Annotated in this window: 21 protein-coding genes; 8 read left to right on the plus strand and 13 right to left on the minus strand. The window is 67.7% G+C overall.

The features are described from left to right. Positions 1-48 precede the first annotated feature (48 nt). From BM198_RS09545 to BM198_RS09555, 3 genes are all read right to left on the minus strand, one after another. Positions 49-309, minus strand: a complete 261-nt coding sequence (locus tag BM198_RS09545) for a DUF4404 family protein (RefSeq protein ID WP_074969512.1) — start codon at positions 307-309, stop codon at positions 49-51. Positions 310-437: 128 nt separating this feature from the next. After that, positions 438-1,178: an HAD superfamily inactivated hydrolase PcrP gene (locus tag BM198_RS09550; RefSeq protein ID WP_074969514.1), complete on the minus strand. Its 741-nt coding sequence runs from the start codon at positions 1,176-1,178 to the stop codon at positions 438-440. Positions 1,179-1,235: 57 nt separating this feature from the next. Further along, on the minus strand, positions 1,236-1,664 hold the full coding sequence (locus BM198_RS09555; RefSeq protein WP_074969516.1) for an acyl-CoA thioesterase: 429 nt from the start codon (positions 1,662-1,664) through the stop codon (positions 1,236-1,238). Positions 1,665-1,773: 109 nt separating this feature from the next. Here BM198_RS09555 and BM198_RS09560 point away from each other — a divergent pair, with 109 nt between their 5' ends. Continuing rightward, complete coding sequence (locus BM198_RS09560) at positions 1,774-2,475, plus strand: MlaA family lipoprotein (protein ID WP_074969518.1); 702 nt, start codon at positions 1,774-1,776, stop codon at positions 2,473-2,475. Between the two features lie 67 nt (positions 2,476-2,542). Here BM198_RS09560 and BM198_RS09565 read toward each other — a convergent pair whose 3' ends face one another. Next, positions 2,543-2,845: a PilZ domain-containing protein gene (locus tag BM198_RS09565; protein ID WP_044404188.1), complete on the minus strand. Its 303-nt coding sequence runs from the start codon at positions 2,843-2,845 to the stop codon at positions 2,543-2,545. A 216-nt stretch (positions 2,846-3,061) separates the two neighbouring features. On the opposite strand from BM198_RS09565, the gene rssB reads away from it, so the two are divergent. Both rssB and rssC read left to right on the plus strand, forming a co-directional pair. Continuing rightward, the gene (gene rssB / locus BM198_RS09570; protein ID WP_074969520.1) at positions 3,062-4,246 is read left to right on the plus strand and encodes a two-component system response regulator RssB; all 1,185 of its coding nucleotides are present in this window, start codon (positions 3,062-3,064) and stop codon (positions 4,244-4,246) included. Further along, a complete protein-coding gene (gene rssC, locus BM198_RS09575) occupies positions 4,243-4,725 on the plus strand; it encodes an anti-sigma factor antagonist RssC (protein ID WP_044404192.1) in 483 nt (160 codons plus the stop codon). Before rssB ends, rssC begins: the two co-directional genes overlap by 4 nt. 61 nt (positions 4,726-4,786) lie before the next feature. On the opposite strand, the gene tal is transcribed toward rssC, so the two are convergent. After that, entirely contained in the window at positions 4,787-5,713 is a 927-nt protein-coding gene (gene tal, locus BM198_RS09580; RefSeq protein WP_074969523.1) for a transaldolase, read from the minus strand. Between the two features lie 259 nt (positions 5,714-5,972). Between tal and BM198_RS09585 the strand changes: the two genes are divergently transcribed. Continuing rightward, positions 5,973-6,275 carry a hypothetical protein gene (locus BM198_RS09585; RefSeq protein ID WP_044404196.1) on the plus strand — a complete coding sequence of 101 codons (303 nt, stop codon included), beginning with the start codon at positions 5,973-5,975 and terminating at the stop codon, positions 6,273-6,275. Here the strand turns inward: BM198_RS09585 and dusA are convergent. Then, positions 6,245-7,255, minus strand: coding sequence for a tRNA dihydrouridine(20/20a) synthase DusA (gene dusA / locus BM198_RS09590; RefSeq protein ID WP_074969525.1), 1,011 nt, complete (start codon positions 7,253-7,255; stop codon positions 6,245-6,247). The genes BM198_RS09585 and dusA overlap by 31 nt on opposite strands. 477 nt (positions 7,256-7,732) lie before the next feature. Between dusA and BM198_RS30765 the strand changes: the two genes are divergently transcribed. Beyond that, complete coding sequence (locus tag BM198_RS30765) at positions 7,733-7,954, plus strand: NotI family restriction endonuclease (RefSeq protein WP_394328341.1); 222 nt, start codon at positions 7,733-7,735, stop codon at positions 7,952-7,954. Positions 7,955-7,997: 43 nt separating this feature from the next. On the opposite strand, the gene BM198_RS09600 is transcribed toward BM198_RS30765, so the two are convergent. Beyond that, complete coding sequence (locus BM198_RS09600) at positions 7,998-8,372, minus strand: hypothetical protein (protein ID WP_139233598.1); 375 nt, start codon at positions 8,370-8,372, stop codon at positions 7,998-8,000. Between the two features lie 533 nt (positions 8,373-8,905). Between BM198_RS09600 and BM198_RS09605 the strand changes: the two genes are divergently transcribed. The 3 genes from BM198_RS09605 to BM198_RS09615 are packed head-to-tail and all read left to right on the plus strand — an operon-like array spanning position 8,906 to position 10,628. Further along, the gene (locus BM198_RS09605; RefSeq protein ID WP_044404206.1) at positions 8,906-9,589 is read left to right on the plus strand and encodes a CsgG/HfaB family protein; all 684 of its coding nucleotides are present in this window, start codon (positions 8,906-8,908) and stop codon (positions 9,587-9,589) included. A gap of 26 nt (positions 9,590-9,615) precedes the next feature. Then, positions 9,616-9,963: a DUF4810 domain-containing protein gene (locus BM198_RS09610; RefSeq protein WP_044404236.1), complete on the plus strand. Its 348-nt coding sequence runs from the start codon at positions 9,616-9,618 to the stop codon at positions 9,961-9,963. After that, positions 9,960-10,628 (plus strand): DUF799 domain-containing protein, encoded by a 669-nt coding sequence (locus BM198_RS09615; RefSeq protein WP_044404210.1) that lies wholly within the window; start codon positions 9,960-9,962, stop codon positions 10,626-10,628. The genes BM198_RS09610 and BM198_RS09615 overlap by 4 nt, the downstream gene beginning before the upstream one ends. Positions 10,629-10,678: 50 nt before the next feature. Here the strand turns inward: BM198_RS09615 and BM198_RS09620 are convergent, their stop codons facing one another. The 6 genes from BM198_RS09620 to rhtA all read right to left on the minus strand — a co-directional run bounded on the left by BM198_RS09620 (position 10,679) and on the right by rhtA (position 19,653). After that, entirely contained in the window at positions 10,679-13,759 is a 3,081-nt protein-coding gene (locus BM198_RS09620) for an error-prone DNA polymerase (RefSeq protein WP_074969533.1), read from the minus strand. Continuing rightward, positions 13,756-15,168: a Y-family DNA polymerase gene (locus tag BM198_RS09625; RefSeq protein ID WP_074969535.1), complete on the minus strand. Its 1,413-nt coding sequence runs from the start codon at positions 15,166-15,168 to the stop codon at positions 13,756-13,758. Before BM198_RS09625 ends, BM198_RS09620 begins: the two co-directional genes overlap by 4 nt. Positions 15,169-15,170: 2 nt before the next feature. After that, positions 15,171-15,797, minus strand: a complete 627-nt coding sequence (imuA, locus tag BM198_RS09630; protein WP_074969537.1) for a translesion DNA synthesis-associated protein ImuA — start codon at positions 15,795-15,797, stop codon at positions 15,171-15,173. Between the two features lie 94 nt (positions 15,798-15,891). After that, positions 15,892-17,385, minus strand: a complete 1,494-nt coding sequence (locus BM198_RS09635; RefSeq protein WP_244165688.1) for a sensor domain-containing diguanylate cyclase — start codon at positions 17,383-17,385, stop codon at positions 15,892-15,894. Between the two features lie 361 nt (positions 17,386-17,746). Further along, a complete protein-coding gene (gene epsC, locus BM198_RS09640; RefSeq protein WP_074969541.1) occupies positions 17,747-18,688 on the minus strand; it encodes a serine O-acetyltransferase EpsC in 942 nt (313 codons plus the stop codon). Positions 18,689-18,762: 74 nt separating this feature from the next. Beyond that, positions 18,763-19,653, minus strand: a complete 891-nt coding sequence (gene rhtA / locus BM198_RS09645; protein WP_044404225.1) for a threonine/homoserine exporter RhtA — start codon at positions 19,651-19,653, stop codon at positions 18,763-18,765. Between the last annotated feature and the right edge of the window lie 37 nt (positions 19,654-19,690).

Raw genomic sequence — 19,690 nt, forward strand, 5'->3', positions numbered from 1 at the left:
ACGAAGAACCCCGGCACCTGGCCGGGGTTCCTGCATTCAGGGTGGGGGTCAGATGCCCATGCTGACCAGGCTCTGCATGATGTTGCGCAACGTGCCGGCCAGGGTCGGGTGGCTCAGCTCGAAACGCTCGACGGCCAGGTTGACACCGTCCACCAGGCTGTCTTCCGAGGTGTGGGCTTCGTTCGCCAGCTTCAGTTCGATGTCGCGGATCAGGCCGTTGAGGTGGGCGCGCTCTTCCGCATCCATCGGGGCGTCTTGGGCCAGTTGGTCGCGCAGTTCGTTCAGTTGCTGCTGCAGGCGTTCGGACATGGTGTTCTCCCTTTTGACATGACTCAGGAGTGGACCGCCGTCTGACGGCAAAAGGTCCCGGTGCCTGTGAGATTAATCCAGGCGGGGCGGCGCTGCCTGATCGTGATCAATGCCGTTACAAAACGGGGTCAGGGCTTCTCGCCCTTCTGCCGGCGGCTCGCCAGGTCGTCGAGGCAGTCGGGCAGCTCGCCGAGGTGGTCGATCACCGAATGGGCGCCGAGGCGATACAGCTCCAGGGTGGCGCGGGCGCGCCGGGCGTCGCGCTCGTTGGCCGGCAGTGCCTGCCAGTCCCCCAGGGCGTGGCCGCAGAGTCGGCCACTGGCGGCGAGGCCGACGGTCCACAGCCCGGCGTTGAGGCCGGCCTGGAGCAGGCGGGGTTCGCCGCTGACCAGCACGCAGCCTTCCAGGCGTTCGACGCCGAGGCCGGCGAGGGCGTTCCAGCAGCTGTCCGGGGCTGGCCAGGGGCGCCCGGTGCCGGCCTGGGCCGGTGGGAGCGAGTCGGGCAGCGACTGGGCGAGCACCGTGGTGACGTGTTCGGGTAGCTCTTCCAGCCAGGCAGCGGGGATGTTCTGACTGGCCAGGCGGTCGAGGAGGGCGTCCAGGCCCGGTGCCGGTTCGGCACGCTCGTGGGCGGCCTCGACCAGGGCATCCTGCAGGCGGGCCCGCTCGGCTGGGCGGGGGCGACGTTTCAGCAGCGCTTCCAACTGGTCGGTCGGGGCGAGGGGGGCGACCTCATCCAGCTGCCCGTCGGTGTGGCGCGCAACGGTGCGCTGCAGGGCCAGGGGCAGGGTCCGGGCGCCGAAGTCCACCAGGCAGCCGGTCAGGCCGAGGAGCAGGGCGGTGAAAGGGGGCGGCGGGGTGCTGGGCATGGGCGGGTCATCCTGACGTGGGCGCTTCCAGCCTAGCTGCCCGGGATGACGCGCAGGTTACGGTTCCGTGACGGCCGGCAGGCCCTGGAAGATGCGCCGCAGGGCTTCCGGTACGGGGACCGGGCGGTTGCTGGCGTGGTCGACCCAGACCAGTTTGCAGTGGCCTTCGCCATGGACCACGCCAGGTGCCTCCAGGGTGCCCAGGCGGTGCTCGACCACCAGGCTGGAGTTGCCCAGCGTGCCGGCGTAGAGCTCCACCACCACGGTGGCCGGGTGTACGACGGGCCGCAGGTAGGTGTGCAGGGTCTGCAGCACCACCGGGCCCTGGGCCACGTGGTTCATGGCGATGCCATTGCGCTCGAACCAGGCGACGCGGGCTTCTTCCAGGTACTGGATATAGAGGGTGTTGTTGACGTGGCCGTAGCTGTCCATATCGCCCCAGCGCACGGGGATGTGAGCTACATGGAGTAAATTCTTTTCCGCCATTGGTCGCGTTACCTATGCTGCCTATTGGCCATCCAATGGCCGTATACTGCGCGCCTTGTCGGGCGGCCCGCTGGGGGCGCCACACTACTTTTCCCTAGGAGAGACTGCAATGCGAATGATCGGTGCGGGTTGGCTCGATCGAATGGGCCGCCTGCTGGCGGTCGCCGGCCTGGTGGCGCTGCCGCTGGTGGCCCAGGCTGCGGATGAAGACCCGTGGGAGGGCGTCAACCGCGCGGTGTTCAGCTTCAACGACACGGTCGACACCTACGCCCTGAAGCCGATCGCCCAGGGCTACCAGTACGTGACGCCGCAGTTCGTGGAAGACGGCGTGCACAACGTCTTCCGCAACGTCGGTGACGTCGGCAACCTGGCCAACGACCTGCTGCAGGGCAAGCTGCACGCGGCGGGCGTGGACACCAGCCGGCTGATCTTCAACACCACCTTCGGCGTGCTTGGCGTGTTCGACGTGGCGACCCGCATGGGGCTGCAGCGCAGCGACGAGGACTTCGGCCAGACCCTGGGCACCTGGGGCGTGGGCAGCGGCCCTTACGTGGTGCTGCCGCTGTTGGGCCCGAGCACCCTGCGCGATGCGCCGGCGCGCTTCGTCGACAGCTACACCACGCCCTATCCCTACATCGACCACGTGCCGACCCGTAACGTGATCCTCGGGGTGAACACCGTGGACACCCGTGCCAGCCTGCTGTCGGCGGAGAAGATGATCACCGGCGACAAGTACGTGTTCATCCGCAACGCCTACCTGCAGAACCGCGAGTTCAAGGTGCGCGATGGCGAGGTCGAGGACGATTTCTGATCGCCTCCCTCGTTTTGCGGGTATGAAAAAGGCGGCCAATGGGCCGCCTTCTTTCTATGTGCGCCGATCAGCTCATCGAGGTGATGGCGAGGCCGATGGACATGCGCCCATCGTCGCCGGCCGATATGCGGACCACCTCGGCTTCGGCGTCCAGGCCCTTGAGCTCGGCGTGGTCGGACGGGATGTGGACGCGCACCTTGTCACCTATCGACAGGTGGGCATCGGCTTCCAGCTGCATGCCGGTGCTCGACAGGTCGCGGCACAGGGCCGGGTACTCGCGGCCTCCATGGTGCAGAACGACCTGCGCCTCGACCTGCATGCGGATGAAGTCGCGCTTCTCGCTGTAAGAACGATGATCGTTCTGACTCATTATCTGCTGTCCTCTGGTATTGGATGGACTGACCCCCGGCCTCTTATAACTCCCGCTCTTTTCATGTGTAAAGGCAGGTTTCGACAATCGGCGCACGCTTGAATCGCCCTGCGGATGGGAGTACCGTCTGCGCCTTGAAGCGAACCCCTTACCCGCATCCGGCCTAGGTCGGTGCCTCAACCAGCCCACCCCCGGCGCCGTTTGCCTGGATACTCCATGCACAATACCAGTGCCAAGCTGCTGATCATCGACGACGACGAGGTTGTCCGCACCAGCCTCGCAGCCTATCTGGAAGACAGTGGTTTCAACGTCCTGCAGGCAGGTAATGGTCTGCAGGGGTTGCAGGTCTTCGAGCAGGAACATCCCGATCTGATCATCTGCGACCTGCGCATGCCCCAGGTCGACGGGCTGGAACTCATCCGCCGCATCAACCAGCTGGAAACCGACACGCCGGTGATCGTCGTGTCCGGTGCTGGTGTGATGAGCGACGCCGTCGAAGCCCTGCGCCTCGGAGCGGCGGACTACCTGATCAAGCCCCTGGAAGACCTGGCGGTGCTGGAGCACTCCGTGCGCCGCGCGCTGGATCGCCACGCCCTGCGGCTGGAGAACCAGCGTTACCGCGAGGAGCTGGAAGCCGCCAACCGCGAACTCCAGGCCAGCCTGCACCTGCTGCAGGAAGACCAGAACGCCGGGCGCCAGGTGCAGATGAACATGCTGCCGGTCACGCCCTGGACGGTGGACGGGCTGCACTTCGCCCACCAGATCATCCCGTCCCTCTACCTGTCGGGGGACTTCGTCGACTACTTCCGGGTCGACGAGCGGCGCATCGCCTTCTACCTGGCGGATGTCTCCGGCCATGGCGCCTCGTCCGCCTTCGTCACCGTCCTGCTCAAGTTCATGACCACCCGGCTGCTCTACGAGTCGCGCCGTGGCGGTACCTTGCCGGAGTTCAAGCCCTCCGAGGTGCTCGGCCACATCAACCGTGGCCTGATCAACTGCAAGCTGGGCAAGCACGTGACCATGCTGGGCGGGGTGATCGACGAGGAGAGCGGCAAGCTGACCTACAGCATCGGCGGGCACCTGCCCCTGCCTGTGCTGTACAGCGAAGGCCAGGCGCATTACCTCACAGGGCGCGGCCTGCCCGTTGGCCTGTTCGAGGAAGCGGCCTACGAGGACCAGGTGATGGACCTGCCGACCTCGTTCAGCCTGACGCTGATGTCCGACGGCATCCTGGACCTTTTGCCGGGCGACACGCTCAAAGAGAAAGAAGCTGCCCTGCCGGAAATCGTGCAGGCAGCCGGTGGATCCCTGGATGGCCTCAAGAAGGCCTTTGGCCTGGCCAACCTGGGGGATATGCCAGATGATATCGCCTTGCTGGTGTTGAGCAGGAACCTTGCATGAGTACCGGTAAAATCCAGTTTGCCGAGCAGGACGGCACCTTTGTCCTGAAGTTCGTCGGTGAAATCCGCCTGACCCTGTGTTCGGCCCTGGACGCCACTATCGAGAAGATTTTCTCCGCGCTTAACTTTTCGGCGATCGTCATCGACCTGACCGAAACGCGCAGCATCGACAGCACCACCTTGGGCCTGCTGGCCAAGCTGTCGATCCTCTCCCGGCAGAAGGTCGGGCTCTTGCCCACCGTCGTCACCACCCACCCGGACATCACCCGGCTGTTGCAGTCGATGGGCTTCGATCAGGTGTTCAACATCGTCGACAAGCCGCTGCCGTGCCCTGAGTGCCTGGAGGACCTGCCGCCCCAGGACCAGACCGAGGACGTGGTGCGCACCAAGGTGCTCGAAGCACACCGCATCCTGATGGGGCTGAACGAGTCCAACCGCGAAGCCTTCCATGATCTGGTCAGCGCGCTCGAGCGCAGCTGACCTTTCAACCTTCCCCGCTTGAACCTGATGCGCCTGGCCGTTGCAGCCAGGCGCTTTCGTATCAGGCGCGTGCCTTGAGCAGGGCTTCGAGCTTTTCCTGATCCCGGGCGAACAGGCGGATGCCCTCGGCCAGCTTCTCGGTGGCCATCGCGTCTTCGTTGAACTGCCAGCGGAAGGCCGGCTGATCCAGTGTCTGGCGCGGTTCTGCCGTGCCCTCGGCGCTCAGCTGGCGAACCAGCTGGCCGTCATCTTCGGCCAGCTTCTGCAGCAGGTCCGGGCTGATGGTCAGGCGGTCGCAGCCGGCCAGGGCCTCGATCTGCCCCAGGTTGCGGAAGCTGGCACCCATTACCACCGTCTCGTAGCCGTGGGCCTTGTAGTAGCGGTAGATGCGCGAGACCGACTGCACGCCCGGGTCCTCGGCGCCCGCGTAGTCGCGGCCTTCGGCCTTCTTGTACCAGTCGTAGATGCGCCCGACGAAGGGAGAGATCAGGAACACCCCGGCCTCGGCGCAGGCGACCGCCTGGGCGAAGTTGAACAGCAGGGTCAGGTTGGTCTGGATGCCGCTGCGCTCCAGGCGTTCGGCGGCGCGAATGCCTTCCCAGGTGGAGGCGATCTTGATCAGCACGCGCTCGCGGCCGATGCCGGCCTTGTCATACAGCTCCACCAGGCGCTCGGCACGGCGCAGGGTCGCCTCGGTATCGAAGGACAGGCGCGCGTCCACTTCGGTGGAGATGCGCCCCGGAATCACCTTGAGGATCTCCTGGCCCACGGCCACCCCGAAACGATCGCATGCCAGCCCAAGGTCGCCAGCGCTGCCCGCCACGGCCTGGTCCAGCAGATCGGCGTAGCGGGGCAGGGCTGCTGCCTTGAGCAGCAGCGAGGGGTTGGTGGTGGCATCCACCGGCTTGAGGCGGGCGATGGCATCCAGGTCGCCGGTGTCGGCCACCACGGTGGTGAACTGCTTCAGTTGGTCCAGCTTGGAAGTCATGACGAGGCCTTGTCGTTGCAGATTGCGTGACCTTACCCGAGCAGCCCGGGCGGGCTCAACGGGCGGCCAGGGGAATTTCATGGCGGCGCTGCCGCCACGTTCGTCAGACCATGGCCGCGAAAAAAATTCCGTATTTCCTTGCGGGTTTTCCGTGCTGGTTCGTCTTTATTGATGAGGGCCCGCTGAGCGGGTGGGGTGGCGCAGGAAGGCCGCCTCGGTGCCGACACGCCACAGGCAACAGACCAGAAGGAGCTTCGCCATGCCCCACAGCGACCATTCCCGATTGCGCCAGATGCTGCAGGACGCCGGCCTGAAGGCCAGCCTGCCGCGCCTGAAGGTGCTGGAGATACTCTGCGACGCGCAGAACGAAGACGGCGGCATCTCCACCCGCCTGCTGCACCAGCGGCTGAACGCCGCCGGCGAGCCGCTCTCCCTGGTCAGCGTGCGGCAGGTGCTGGGGCGGATGCTGGAAAGCGGCCTGGTGGTGCCGGAGGGGCACAAGGGCTATGCCCTGGCCCCGCAGAACGCGGCTCAGTGGCCGCGCAGCAGGTCGATGGCCTGATCGAGCAGTTCCAGCGGCGCCTGGGTCTTGTGCACGTCCACCGAGAGCAGTTGGCGGAAGCGTCGTGCCCCCGGGAATCCCTGGGCCAGGCCCAGCACGTGGCGGGTGATGTGATGCATCTGCCCGCCCTCGGCGATGTGCCGCTCGATGTAGGGGCGCATGGCCTCCAGTGCGGCGGCGCGGGTGATCGGCTGGGCCTCCGAGCCGAACAGGCGCCCATCCACCGATGCCAGCAGGTAGGGATTGTGGTAGGCCTCGCGGCCCAGCATCACGCCATCGAAGGTAGTCAGGTGCGCCTCGCACTCATCGAGGGTCTTGATGCCGCCGTTGAGGATGATCTCCAGGTCCGGGAAGTCCCGCTTCAGCTGGGCGGCCACGTCATAGCGCAGCGGCGGGATCTCGCGGTTCTCCTTCGGTGAGAGTCCTTCGAGGATGGCAATGCGTGCATGCACGGTGAAGCTCCGGCAGCCGGCCTCCCGCACCTGCCCGACAAAATCGCAGAGCGCCTCGTAGCTGTCGCGGCCATTGATGCCGATGCGGTGCTTGACCGTCACCGGGATCTCCACCGCATCGCGCATGGCCTTCACGCAGTCGGCCACCAGCGTCGGGTGCCCCATCAGACATGCGCCGATCATGTTGTTCTGCACCCGGTCGCTGGGGCAGCCGACGTTGAGGTTCACCTCGTCGTAACCCGCTTCCTGCGCCAGCCGCGCGCAGGCTGCCAGGTCGGCCGGCACGCTACCGCCCAGCTGCAGCGCCAGCGGATGCTCCTGCTCGTCATGGCGGAGGAAGCGAGCGCGATCCCCGTGCAGGATCGCACCAGTGGTCACCATCTCCGTGTACAGCAGCGCGTGCCGGGACAGTTGGCGGAGGAAGAAGCGGCAATGCCGGTCGGTCCAATCCATCATCGGCGCCACGGAGAAGCGGCGGGACAGCGCAGGGCTCGTTGTTTCTGGCGTAGAGCTTGATTCTAGGGGCATTTTGGTACGTCTGATTTCTGCCCGTTTTACCCCGTTTCACTGGTTCTCGGGCCGCGCTCGCTACAGGTAGCAAGTCAAACTCGCCGTGTAGCAAATAGGGAAATGGGCACGATCACCAGCGGAAACGGAAAGACGGTAGTGTGGGTTGCACCGCTCAGATCCGTGTCTGGCGCGAAGGGCGCGCAGTTTATCAAGAATCCCGAGTCATCGATTGAAAGCAGCTTCTTGGAGCAAGCCTCTCGTCGTGAGAGCGCGATTCGCGCTTTATCTCGTTAGGCAGTATCTGCATGGGCGGTGCTCTACTACAGTCATTGCTCCAGACCATGGAGGGGTGATCGATGCGTATTGTGCTCTTGGCGGTTGCTGCGGCGGCTCTGATTCCTGTCGCTGCGTCTGCAGAGGAACTGATCGGCGGCGGGCTGAAGGTGGTCTCGGTCGAGCTGCTGGCGGAGTCCCAGGCGGTGATAGAACTCGACAATGGAAGCAGCGGCACGGAGGTCTTGTGGGTCGATTGCGCGTTGGGCGAGTGGGGATACAACGGGGAGGAGGCCGGATTTCCGGTCAAGTCTGACGAAAAATCCCAGGCCATTGCTTACCGCGCCTGCAAGGACGCGTCCAACACTTCGCCGTTGGTCCAGCAGCCTGGCAGTTGGCGCTGATGCAAAGCCCGTAATGGCGGGCTTTTCGGTGTGTCCCTAGGCTTGACGCCGGGCCCAGGGAGGGTTTACGTGCCGGGCGCTGGTCAGATAATCACGGGCGGTGCCGGTTCTGGCCGGTGCTTCTTATGGTCGTCGGAGTTGGACCAGCCACCGCCCAGTCCGAAGTCCACGGTCTGTTTCTCCAGCGAGTAACCCACGTTGGCATCGCCGTAATAGCCTTCCCCCTGGTAGCCGACGCCGATGTTCGGGCGGATCGACTGACTGGAGAACACGTAATCGAGGCCTACCGAGACAACGGCTTCGTTGTCCTCGTCGTTCGAGAAGGCCTTGATCCCCAGGGCAGGGCCTTCGCCAAACACGTAGCTGATGCCGATCCCGAAGCCGACATCACTGGCCGATGCGCCGGCGCTCATCAGGATCAGTGCGGTTCCGGCCAGCACATGCATTGTCTTTCTCATCGTTCCATCTCCTCGTTGTCCAGCGGGCTACCTCGTCGGCAAGCATAGTTGCAGGCTGGGCAATCGACCTGTGAAGGATGGGGAGGAGATGAACCGGGAGGGGCAAGCCGCTTCGCTCAGCATTTGGTAACGGGCGCGATGGGTGATCTTGGTTCGGAGATTTCCGACCACGCGATGCCGTGCCGGCAAGTCCGTCACAGCCCTGCCATGTCACCCGCGACAACACCCCGCAAGCCGTGCTATCAAGCCGTCCGTCGGCAGGTGCTGCGCGTAAAGGCCAAATGCCATTAATCTCCGCGCGCCCGGCCCAGGCCTTGCCCTGCAACCCACTGGCGGCGGGGTGAATCCAGGAGTTGTCGCAGTCGCAGGACATCGGATGTCGTCGTTTTTCACGCCTTTCTCCGTTATTGATCGCACCCTCGTTGGCGCGTCCTGCCCGATGAGCCGGTTGCGGCCGCTCCCCCTCATTATTTCGGTCTTCGCCCGGTCTGCCGGTGGCGAAGGCCTTGGCTTTTAAAACAAGGAGAGTCTCCATGAGCATCGTCTCGAAGCGTGCCCTGCTGCCGGTCCTGGCAGCCATGGCCCTGGCCGGCCTGTCCGGCTGCGCCACCGAAACCTCCACCGCCGTCGCGGTGCAGCAGGTCGAGAGCGTCAACCGTCCCTACAGCGGCCCGCGTGCACCCATCGCCGTCGGCAAGTTCGACAACCGCTCCAGCTACATGCGCGGCATCTTCTCCGACGGCGTCGACCGCCTCGGTGGCCAGGCCAAGACCATCCTCATCACCCACCTGCAGCAGACCAACCGCTTCAACGTGCTGGACCGCGACAACATGAGCGAGATCCAGCAGGAAGCCGCCATCAAGGGCCAGGCCCAGCGCCTGAAGGGGGCCGACTACGTGGTGACCGGTGATGTCACCGAGTTCGGCCGCAAGGAAGTGGGCGACCACCAGCTGTTCGGCATCCTCGGCCGTGGCAAGACCCAGATCGCCTACGCCAAGGTGGCGCTGAACATCGTCAACATCTCCACCTCCGAAGTCGTCTATTCCACCCAGGGTGCGGGCGAATACGCCCTGTCCAACCGTGAAGTGATCGGCTTCGGCGGCACTGCCAGCTACGACTCCACCCTCAACGGCAAGGTGCTCGACCTGGCCATGCGCGAAGCCGTCAACAAGCTGGTCGCGGCCGTCGACAGCGGCGCCTGGAAACCGCAGAACTGAAACAAGGACGTCATGCAATGCAACCGATGAACACCTCGCTCGCCGCGCTGCTGCTGGCGAGCGCCATGCTGGCCGGCTGCAGCGGGCCCAAGACCCTCTACCAGTGGGAGGGCTACCAGACCCAGGTCAACCAGTACTTCAAGGGCGAGTCCAAGGAAGCCCAGGTGGAGGCGCTGGAAGCCGACCTGCAGAAGATCAAGGCCAAGAACGGCGCCGTGCCGCCGGGCTACCACGCCCAGCTCGGCCTGCTGTATTCCAGCATCGGCAAGGATGACCAGATGGTGCGTGAGTTCGAAACCGAGAAGGCGTTGTTCCCCGAGTCCGCCACCTACATGGACATGCTGCTGAAGAACGCCAAGGGAGGTGCGCAATGAGCCTTCGCCACCTGTCCCGACTGCTGGTCTGCTGCGTCCTCGGCGCCCTGGTCACCGGCTGCGCCTCGACCCAGAAGAGCGTCGACTACTCCGCCTACAAGGAGGCCCGCCCGCGCTCGATCCTGGTGCTGCCGCCGCTGAACGAGTCGCCGGATGTCAAGGCCACCTACGGCATGATGTCCCAGGTCACCTACCCGCTGGCCGAGGCCGGTTACTACGTGCTGCCGGTGGCCCTGGTGGACGAGACCTTCCGCCAGAACGGCCTGACTTCCCCGGGCGATATCCACCAACTGCCGCCGGCCAAGCTGCATGAGGTCTACGGGGCTGATGCGGCGCTGTACATCACCGTCACCCAGTACGGCACCCAGTACATGGTGTTCAGCAGCGCCGCCATCGTCACTGCCAGCGCCCGCCTGGTGGACCTGAAGACCGGCACCACCCTGTGGACCGGCTCGGCCAGTGCCTCCAGCGAAGAGGGCAACAACAACAACGGGGGCGGCCTGGTCGGCATGCTGGTCACCGCAGCCGTCAAGCAGATCATCAACAGCTCCGTCGAGGATGCCGCCTATCCCATCGCCGGTATCACTAGTGCCCGGCTGCTTTCCACCGGTTACAACGGTGGCCTGCTCTACGGTCCGCGTTCGCCGAAGTACGGCACCGACTGATCCGTTCGGCGCCCCTTCACGGGGCGCCATCCCCCCAGCCGGGCTTCTGCTCAGTGGAAGTCCCGGCTGCGCACATCCAGCCCGGTCAACAGCTCGGACAGGTCCCGCAGGCGTCCGGCGATCACGTGGCGCACCCCGTCCGCACACTCGAAGTGACCGTCCACCCGCATCAGCTGCGAGCGCAGCAAGGCCTGGCGCTGGCGTTCGGCCAGGTCGCGCCAGACCACCACGTTGATCATGCCGAACTCGTCCTCCAGGGTGACGAAGGTCACTCCGCTGGCGGTTTGCGGGCGCTGCCGGCCGACCACCAGGCCCGCGACGCTGATGGGGCGCCCCGATTCCACCTCGGCCAGCTCCCGCGAACTGCGGCAGCGCTGGGCCCGCAAGGCGCCGCGCAGCAGCGTCAGCGGGTGGGGCCCCAGGGTGGTGCCGAGGGTGGCGTAGTCGGCCATCAGGTTCTCGCCGACGCTGGGCAGCGGCAGGGCCACCGGCGCTTCGACCGGAGCGGGCAGGGCGGCGAACAGCGGCAGTTGCGGCTCCACGGCGGCGATGGCCCAGCGCGCGCGGTGACGGTGCCCAGCGAGGGCCCGCAGGGCGCCGGCATCGGCCAGCCGCTCACGGGCGCGGGCATCCAGGCGGGCGCGCAGGCAGAGGTCGGTCACGTCCTGGAAGGGGGCTTGCCGGCGTGCCTGTCCGATGGCCTCGGCGTCGTCCTGGCGGAAGCCTTTCACCAGGCGCAGGCCAAGACGGATGGCCGGCTGCGGCTCGCCTTCGTCCTCCAGGCTGCAGTCCCAGTCGCTGTAGCGCACGTCCACCGGGCGCACGCGGATGCCGTGGCGGCGCGCGTCCTGCAGCACCTGGTCGGGGCTGTAGAAGCCCATCGGCCAGCTGTTCACCAGGGCGCAGGCGTAGGCTGCCGGCTCGTGGCACTTGAGCCAGCAGCTGGCGTAGGTGAGCAGGGCGAAGCTGGCCGCGTGGGACTCGGGAAAGCCATAGCTGCCGAAGCCCTTGATCTGCTCGAAGATGCGCGCGGTGAACTCGGGGGTGTAGCCCTTCTTCAGCATCCGCTCGGTCAGCCGGATGCGGTGCGGCTCCAGCCCGCCATGACGCTTCCAGGCGGCCATGGCCCGGCGCAACTGGTCCGCTTCCCCGGCGGTGTATTCCGCCGCCACCACCGCCAGCTCCATGACCTGCTCCTGGAACAGCGGCACCCCCAGGGTTCGCTCGAAGACCGGGATCAGCTCCTTGGAGGGGTACTCCACCTTTTCCTCGCCGTTACGCCGCCGCAGGTAAGGGTGGACCATGTCGCCCTGGATCGGGCCGGGGCGGACGATGGCCACCTGGATCACCAGGTCGTAGAAGGTCTGCGGCCGCAGGCGTGGCAACATGGCCATCTGCGCACGCGACTCGATCTGGAACACCCCGACGGTGTCGGCCTTGCTGATCATCGCGTAGGTGGCCGCGTCTTCCCGGGGCAGGCTGGCCAGGGTCCAGCGCTGGCCCCGGTAGGCGGCCAGCAGGTCGAAGCAGCGGCGCAGGGCGCTGAGCATGCCCAGGGCCAGTACGTCCACCTTGAGCAGGCCGACGGCATCGAGGTCGTCCTTGTCCCACTGGATCACCGTGCGCTCGGCCATGCTGGCGTTCTCCACCGGCACCAGCGTCGGCAGCGGGTGCTCGGAGATGACGAAGCCTCCCGGGTGCTGGGACAGGTGGCGGGGGAAGCCGATCAGCTCGCCGCACAGCACCAGGATGCGGTGCAGCAGCGGGCTGCCCGGGTCGAAGCCCGCCTCGCGCAGGCGCGCCTCGGTGGGCAGGTGGTCGCTCCAGCGTCTGCAGCAGGTGGCCAGGGCGTTGATGGCATCGGCCGGCAGCCCGAGGGCCTTGGCCACGTCACGCACCGCACCGGCGGCGTGGTAGGTGTTGACCACGGCGGTCAGCGCGGCCCGATCACGGCCGTAGCGGCGGAACACGTACTGGATGACCTCTTCCCGGCGCTCGTGCTCGAAGTCGACGTCGATGTCCGGCGGCTCCTTGCGCTCGCGGGAGAGAAAGCGCTCGAACAGCAGCCGGCTGTGGGCCGGGTCCAGTTCGGTGATGCCGAGCACGAAGCACACCACCGAGTTGGCCGCCGAGCCCCGGCCCTGGCAGAGGATGGCCTGCTCCCGGGCGAAGCGGACGATGTCGTGGACGGTGAGGAAGTAGCTCTCGTAGCCCAGCTCGGTGATCAGGGCCAGCTCATGCTCGATCTGGGTACGGACCTTCTCGCTGGCTCCGCCTGGCCAGCGCCAGCACGCGCCGTCTTCCACCAGCTGGCGCAGCCAGGTGGCGGGCGTATGGCCTTCCGGCACCAACTCGCGGGGGTAGTGGTACTTCAATTGGCCCAGGTCGAAGCGGCAGCGTTCGGCGATGCGCAGGGTCTCGGCCATCAGCTCGGGCGGGTAGAGCGCGGCCAGCTCCTCGCGGCGGCGCAGGTGCCGCTCCCCGTTGGGGAACAGCCGTGCCCCGGCCTCGGCGACAGGCAGGTGATGGCGGATGGCGGTCATGCAGTCCTGCAGGGCGCGCCGGCCCCGGGCATGCATGTGCACGTCGCCACAGGCTACCGCCGGTATCGCCAGTTGGCGGGCCAGGTGAAGGTGACGTTGCAGCCGGACGTCGTCGTCTGCCCCCCGGTGCAGCTCGACGCCCAGCCACAGCCGGCCGGGGAAGCGCGCCAGCCAGCGCTGGCCGGCCTCGGGGCAACTGGTCGGCGTGGGCAACCAGATCGCCAGCAATCCCTCCAGGGGCACTTCGAAGTCCGCGTCCAGCAGGCGGTAGTCGCCTTTCTGCGCCCGTCGGCGGGCGCGGGTGATCAACTGACACAGCGCCTGGTAGCCGGCGATGTCCTCCACCAGCAGCACCAGGCGCTCGCCGTCGGGCCCTTGCAGCTCGCTGCCGAGGATCAGCGCCACGTCCGTGGCCTTGGCGGCCTGCCAGGCCCGCACGGCACCGGCCAGGGTGCATTCGTCGGTGATCGCCAGGGCGCGGTAGCCCAGTTGCCGGGCGCGCTCGAAGAGTTCCGCTGCGCTGGAGGCACCGCGCTGGAAGCTGAAGTTGGACAGGCAGTGCAGCTCGGCGTAGTCCGGCGCGCTCATGCGAACCAGCCCTGCAACTGCAGCGGGCCTGTTTCACCCAGCGGACGAAAGGCCCAGCCCTGCTGGCCCCGATGGGTCAGCACGCGGTAGTAGTCGCGGCGGATGTCGTCACCGTCCCACCAGCCGGACTCGATGCGCTCGGGCCCGCCCAGCAGGCGCACCGAGCCTTCCGGCAGGGGCTGGGGCGCGGCCAGCAGCCAGGCCGGGCGTGGCCCCGTGGCCGGCAGCGGGGTCGCCAGGGGCACGAAGCACGGGCGCCAGGCCCGTTCGGGGCGGTGGTCGGCCTGGGTCATCAGGCCCTGCACGGCGTCGTCGCCCAGGCGCGCGCGCAGGCGTTCGCGCAGTTGCTCCCAGCCGAGGCTCTGCTGGGGGCGGTCATCGAACAGGCTGTAACGGTCCGGCACGAAGGCCGGCAGGTCTTCCGCGTCCACGCGCAGGGCGATGACCGGGCCGGGCAGTTGCAGGGCCTCCAGGCGGCCGCGGGCGAACTCCAGCAGCAGGGCCGCCTCGCGTTCGGCATTCAGCAGGCCCACCTCGACGAGGGTCGGCGCGCCCGTGCGGTGTTCCAGGTACAGGCTGAAGCGCTGCACCCCCTGGTCGCGGCTGGCCAGGTAGGCAGCCAGGTCGGCGGTCATGCGGCGCAGGGGGAAGAGCAGAGCCTGGGCGGACTCCACCTCGAAGTTCAGCTCGATGCGGGTGCTGAAGCGGTCCGCCGGGCGGTAGAAGGCCAGCGCCTGGGGCTGTCGGCCGAGCAGGGTGTCGAGGTGCTGCAGCACCCCGTCCGGGAAGCGTCGTGCCAGTTCGTTGCGCGGCAGGGCCAGCACCTGTGTCACCTGGCGCAGGCCCATGCGGGCCAGGGCGGTGGCCTGCGACGGCTCCAGGCCGATGCGGGCGAGCGGCAGCGCGCCGATGGCCGAGGGCAGGGCCGGGTCGTCCACGGCCAGGCCGTCGTGCACGTTGGCCAGGGCGCGTGCAGCCGCCGGGTTGGGCGCCAGGGTGATGCGGTGGCGAAAGCCCAGGGCTTGCAGCTCGGCCCGCAGGCGGGCCTCGAAGCGTGGCCAGGGGCCGAACAGGCCCAGGCTGCTGTGCACCTCCAGCAGCAGGCAGCGTGGGTAGTGCAGGCTGACCTGAGAGCTGAAGCCGTAGGCCCAGGCGGCGAGGAACAGGCGCCAGCGCTCGATGGCCTCGGTGTCGTACTCGGCCTGTTCGAAGCCTGAGGTCAGGGCTTGGGCGGCGCTCAGGGCCATCCCCGGGCGCAGCCCCAGGGCCCGCGCCGGTTCGCTGACTGCCTGCAGGATGCGCCGCTGGGCGGGACCGGTGAGCAGCACCAGCGGCACCTGGCGGTCATCCCGGCCGCGCAGCACGCCGTCCAGCGCCAACTGGGGCAAGAGGATGCAGGCCCAGCGCACGGTCAGGGTCCCACCCGCGCATCCAGCGGGATCGGTCGGGCACTGGGCTGGCCGCCCCGGCACTTGATCACCCGCAGGCGCGCCGGGTTGGCTTCGATGGCCAGGCGCAGGGCGGCGGGCGAGGGGTTCTGGGCTTCCCCCAGGGAACGGTAGGCGAAGGCCAGGGTCTGGCCGCTTTCGGCGGCTACCTGCAGGCGACGCAGGGCGCGGTCGTCGGCCCGGTCCGGCCAGGCCAGCACGGCGCCGCAGCTGCCGGAGCGCAGGCACTGCTCGGCGGCCCACAGGGCATCCCGACCCTGGGCCTGGACCAGGCTGAGCTGACCCAGGTCCACCCCGGCGGCCTGCCAGGCGGGCGGGTAGGGCAGGTGGGGCGGCCCCACCAGCACGATGCGCTCACCGGCCTGGCTGAGGCGGGCAAGGGTGGGCAGCAGCAGGCTCAGTTCGCCGACACCGGGCAGGCCCACCAGCAGCTCGCTCAGGGCCGCTTCCGGCCAGCCGCCGCCAGGCAGTACGGCGTCCAGCGCGGCGTGCCCGCTGGGGTAGCGGCTGGCAGGTGCAGCGGGCGTGGCCTGGCCGCGCCAGAGGCGGCGCTCGTTGAACAGGCGGTCGAGGGCGACGACGGTGGACATGGGAAGGTGTGTCGTAAATTACTGTATATAAATACAGTAATTTCACTCCCCGAAGGCGGTCAAGCTGCCGTGCGGCGTCCGGATGGGTGGCGCGTCAGTGCACCTCGATGCGGTTGCGGCCTTCCGCCTTGGCCCGGTACAGGGCCATGTCGCTGCGGGACAGGGCGCCGGCGGCGGTGATGTCGTCGGCGCCCAGGGTGGTGATGCCGATGCTCACCGTCAGGGGGATGCGCTCGCCCTGGTACAGCAGTGGCACGTCTTCCAGGCGCTGCTGCAGGCGCTGGGCGAAGACCATGGCGCTGCGGTGGTCGGCGTCGTTGAGCACCACGGCGAACTCTTCGCCGCCCATGCGCCCGGCGAAGTCGACCCGGCGCATCTGCTCGCTGAGCAGGGCGGCGAAGTGGCGCAGGGCCTCGTCGCCGGCGCTGTGCCCCCAGCGGTCGTTGATGCCCTTGAAGTGGTCCAGGTCGAACATCAGCAGTGCTGCGCCGCTGTTGCCGGGCCGTTGCAGGCGGGCCAGCTGCTCTTCCAGGCGGGTCATGAAGTGCCGGCGGTTGGGCAGTTGGGTGAGGAAGTCGGTGATGGCCAGGGCCTGCAGCTCGGCCTCGATGCGCTTCTGCTCGCTGATGTCGGTGATGAAGCCGTGCCAGAGCACGCTGCCATCGCCCAGGCGCTTGGGATGGGCATTGCCCAGGCGCCAGCCCACTTCGCCGCTGGCCAGGCACACGCGGTATTCCCGGTGCCAGGGGGTGAGGGCCATGGCGGAGGTTTCCAGGGCGTTGAGGTAGCCCGGCAGGTCGTCGGGGTGGATCAGCGCGAGGATGCGTTCGCGCCCGACCTTCACCTGCTCGGGGGAGAGGCCGTAGATGTCCAGGCTGCCGGCGCTGACGTAGCGGTATTCGCCGCGGCCGTCGGGGTGGCGCAGGTACTGGAAGACCATGCCGGGGATCTCGTTGGTGAGGTCCGTCAGCAATTCGATGTTCTGTTCCAGCCGGCGGGCCATGCGCTTCATCTCGGTGATGTCGGTGGTGGTGCCGATCATCCGCAGGGCACGGCCCTGTTCGTCGCGCTCGACCACCTTGCCGCGGCTGCTGACCCAGATGTAGCTGCCGTCCTTGCGTTGCAGGCGGTGTTCCACCTGGTAGTCGGGGGTGCGCTGCTCGAAGTGGTCGAGCATGGTGCGACGCACGTAGTCCAGGTCATCAGGATGGATGCGGCCGTAGCTGTCCTCGATGCGGTCGCTGATTTCCCCGACGGCGTAGCCGAGCATGGACTTCCAGCCCGGCGAGTAGTGGATGCGTCCGTTGACCACGTCGCGGTCCCAGATGCCGGTGCCGCTGCCGGCCACGGCCAGGGCCAGGCGCTGCTCGTTTTCCTTGAGGGCGGTGGTCTCGTCCTGCATGCGTTGCAGGCGCTGCTGCTGGTCCAGCAACTCGGCCGCCAAGTGGGCGAAGTCGGCCAGGGCCGTGGTGTCGAGGTTGTCTGCCAGGGGGGCGGTGTCGAGCAGGATGAGGCGGGCGTCGGTGCCGGGCAGGGGCTGGTGATGAAGGGCGCGCAGCTCGGGCGATTGCCCATGGCAGGCGGCCACGACCTGTTCCGCAGGTGATCCGTCACAGGCGAGCAGGCCCTCGGCGCCCAGAAGGGCTGCCGCACGCACACGAAAAAGCCGCCGCACCAGGTGCAGCAGGGGGGTGAAGCTCGTCGCCGGGGGTGTCACGTAGGACCTCTGGAGCTGTATCGGTGGGTGCCATGGTTTCAGGGCGCCTGTCCATGGCGTGCCCGGCGAGCCGGGCCGGGTCGTGCAACCGGGAGCGACGTGACTGCTGTCGTCCCTTGGATGCTAGATCAATGCAGGCCACTGGCCAGTGGCCAGGACCGGTCATTCATCGGCTGCCCGCGTGCCGTCCGTCCGGGGGCGCGCCGTGGCGGGGGGCCACGGCGCGTACCGGTCAGGCGCCGCAATCGCTCTGCAGGCTGGCCTGGGTGATGTTGCTGTCGGCCGGCACGCTGCGGGTCAGCCAGACGTTGCCGCCAATGACCGAACCTTTACCGATGGTGATGCGCCCGAGGATGGTGGCGCCGGCGTAGATCACCACGTCGTCCTCGACGATGGGGTGGCGGGGCTGGCCCTTCTGCAGGTTGCCCGACTCGTCCGCGGGGAAGCGCTTGGCGCCCAGGGTCACCGCCTGGTAGATGCGCACGCGCTCGCCGATGATCGCCGTTTCGCCGATCACCACGCCGGTGCCGTGGTCGATGAAGAAGCTCTTGCCGATGGTGGCGCCGGGGTGGATGTCGATGCCGGTGGCCGAGTGGGCGATCTCGGCGATGATGCGCGCCACCAGCGGCAGGCCGTTCTTGTAGAAGTAGTGCGCCAGGCGGTGGTGGATGACCGCGTGGATGCCGGGGTAGCACAGCAGCACTTCGTCGACGCTGCGGGCGGCCGGGTCGCCCTGGAAGGCGGCCAGCACGTCGCTGTCCAGCAGGCGGCGCAGTTGCGGCAGGGCGGCGGCGAAGCCCTGGACGATGGTGATGGCCTCGCACTCGATGTCGGCGGCGCTGGTGCTGTTCTGCCGGGCGGTGTAGCCCAGCTCGCGGCGCACCTCGCCGGCCAGGGCGTTGAGCGCCACGTCCAGGGTGTGGCCGACGTAGAAGTCTTCGCTTTCTTCGCGCAGGTCCGCCGGGCCGAGGCGCATGGGGAAGAGTGCGCCGCTGATGGCTTCGATGATCTGGCCGATGGTGGTGCGCGAGGGCAGCTCGCGTCCGCCGCGATCCTGGCCGCGACCGTTGCGGCTGCGCCACTCTTCGCGGGCGCTGCGCAACTCGCTGACGATCTGGTCCAGCTGCCAGTTGACCGGGCGGCAGCCGGTGGAAACGTAGGGGAACTTGTTCATGGACGATCCTGTGAGGGCGCAAGGCAGGGCGATAGCCTTGCGCAGGAGGGCTTCGCTCGGCAAGGGGTTTGCGCTCAGTCGGCGGGAATCAGTCCCTGCACCTCTTCCTTGCGCTTCATGCTCGCGGTGGTGCCCACCGAGGCGAGGATGATGGCGCCGATGGCGGCCCACTGCAGCAGCGTCAGCTTTTCACCGAGGAACAGCAGCCCGGAGAGCGCCCCCAGGGCCGGCTCGATGCTCATCAGAGTGCCGAATGTCCGCGCCGGCATGCGTTGCAGGGCGTACATCTCCAGGGTGTAGGGAATGGCCGTGGAGAGCAGCGCCACCCCCAGCGCGGTGGGGATCAGGGCCAGGTTGAGCAGGTCGGTGCCGGCATGGACCACGCCGAAGGGTGCGGCGGCGAAGGCGGCAACGATCACCCCCAGGCAGGCGCTCTGCATGCCGTGGTCCGCCCCGGCGCGCTGGCCGAAGATGATGTACAGCCCCCAGCACACGCCGGCGCCGAGCGCGTAGGCAGCGCCCAGCGGGTCGATGCCGCTGGCGTTGGCACCCACCGGCAGGAGCAGCAACAGGCCGGCCACCGCCAGGGCGATCCAGACGAAGTCCAGCAGGCGCCGCGAGGAGAAGATCGCCACCGCCAGCGGCCCGGTGAACTCCAGTGCCACCGCCACGCCCAGGGGCACCGTGCGCAGGGACATGTAGAACAGCAGGTTCATGAAGCCCAGGGCCACGCCATAGGCCACCACGCTGCCCAGGGCGCCGGTGTTGATGCGGGCGCGCCACGGGCGCAGCACCAGGATCAGGAAGATCGCGGCGAACACCAGGCGCAGGGTGGTGGTGCCTTCGGCGCCGATGAGGGGGAACAGGCTCTTGGCCAGGGACGCGCCGCTCTGCACGGAGGTCATGGCGATGATCAGCACGCCGACGGGCAGGAGCGTCGCGGCCAGGTTGCGGGACTGGGTCATGGTTTTCCGGATCAGGCAGGGAAGGGCGCGTGCTTGT

Source organism: Metapseudomonas otitidis, assembly GCF_900111835.1.
Taxonomy (GTDB): Bacteria; Pseudomonadota; Gammaproteobacteria; order Pseudomonadales; family Pseudomonadaceae; genus Metapseudomonas; species Metapseudomonas otitidis.

Coding starts and splice junctions, on each gene's coding strand:
- BM198_RS09620 (WP_074969533.1), bottom strand. CDS start 13,759: ATGAGCGCGCCGGACTACGCCGAGCTGCACTGCCTGTCCAACTTCAGC.
- BM198_RS09610 (WP_044404236.1), top strand. CDS start 9,616: ATGAACACCTCGCTCGCCGCGCTGCTGCTGGCGAGCGCCATGCTGGCC.
- dusA (WP_074969525.1), bottom strand. CDS start 7,255: ATGCCCCTAGAATCAAGCTCTACGCCAGAAACAACGAGCCCTGCGCTG.
- epsC (WP_074969541.1), bottom strand. CDS start 18,688: ATGAACAAGTTCCCCTACGTTTCCACCGGCTGCCGCCCGGTCAACTGG.
- BM198_RS30765 (WP_394328341.1), top strand. CDS start 7,733: ATGGAAGCAGCGGCACGGAGGTCTTGTGGGTCGATTGCGCGTTGGGCG.
- rssB (WP_074969520.1), top strand. CDS start 3,062: ATGCACAATACCAGTGCCAAGCTGCTGATCATCGACGACGACGAGGTT.
- BM198_RS09605 (WP_044404206.1), top strand. CDS start 8,906: ATGAGCATCGTCTCGAAGCGTGCCCTGCTGCCGGTCCTGGCAGCCATG.
- BM198_RS09555 (WP_074969516.1), bottom strand. CDS start 1,664: ATGGCGGAAAAGAATTTACTCCATGTAGCTCACATCCCCGTGCGCTGG.
- rhtA (WP_044404225.1), bottom strand. CDS start 19,653: ATGACCCAGTCCCGCAACCTGGCCGCGACGCTCCTGCCCGTCGGCGTG.
- BM198_RS09600 (WP_139233598.1), bottom strand. CDS start 8,372: ATGAGAAAGACAATGCATGTGCTGGCCGGAACCGCACTGATCCTGATG.
- BM198_RS09550 (WP_074969514.1), bottom strand. CDS start 1,178: ATGCCCAGCACCCCGCCGCCCCCTTTCACCGCCCTGCTCCTCGGCCTG.
- rssC (WP_044404192.1), top strand. CDS start 4,243: ATGAGTACCGGTAAAATCCAGTTTGCCGAGCAGGACGGCACCTTTGTC.
- imuA (WP_074969537.1), bottom strand. CDS start 15,797: ATGTCCACCGTCGTCGCCCTCGACCGCCTGTTCAACGAGCGCCGCCTC.
- BM198_RS09615 (WP_044404210.1), top strand. CDS start 9,960: ATGAGCCTTCGCCACCTGTCCCGACTGCTGGTCTGCTGCGTCCTCGGC.
- tal (WP_074969523.1), bottom strand. CDS start 5,713: ATGACTTCCAAGCTGGACCAACTGAAGCAGTTCACCACCGTGGTGGCC.
- BM198_RS09545 (WP_074969512.1), bottom strand. CDS start 309: ATGTCCGAACGCCTGCAGCAGCAACTGAACGAACTGCGCGACCAACTG.
- BM198_RS09565 (WP_044404188.1), bottom strand. CDS start 2,845: ATGAGTCAGAACGATCATCGTTCTTACAGCGAGAAGCGCGACTTCATC.
- BM198_RS09560 (WP_074969518.1), top strand. CDS start 1,774: ATGCGAATGATCGGTGCGGGTTGGCTCGATCGAATGGGCCGCCTGCTG.
- BM198_RS09585 (WP_044404196.1), top strand. CDS start 5,973: ATGCCCCACAGCGACCATTCCCGATTGCGCCAGATGCTGCAGGACGCC.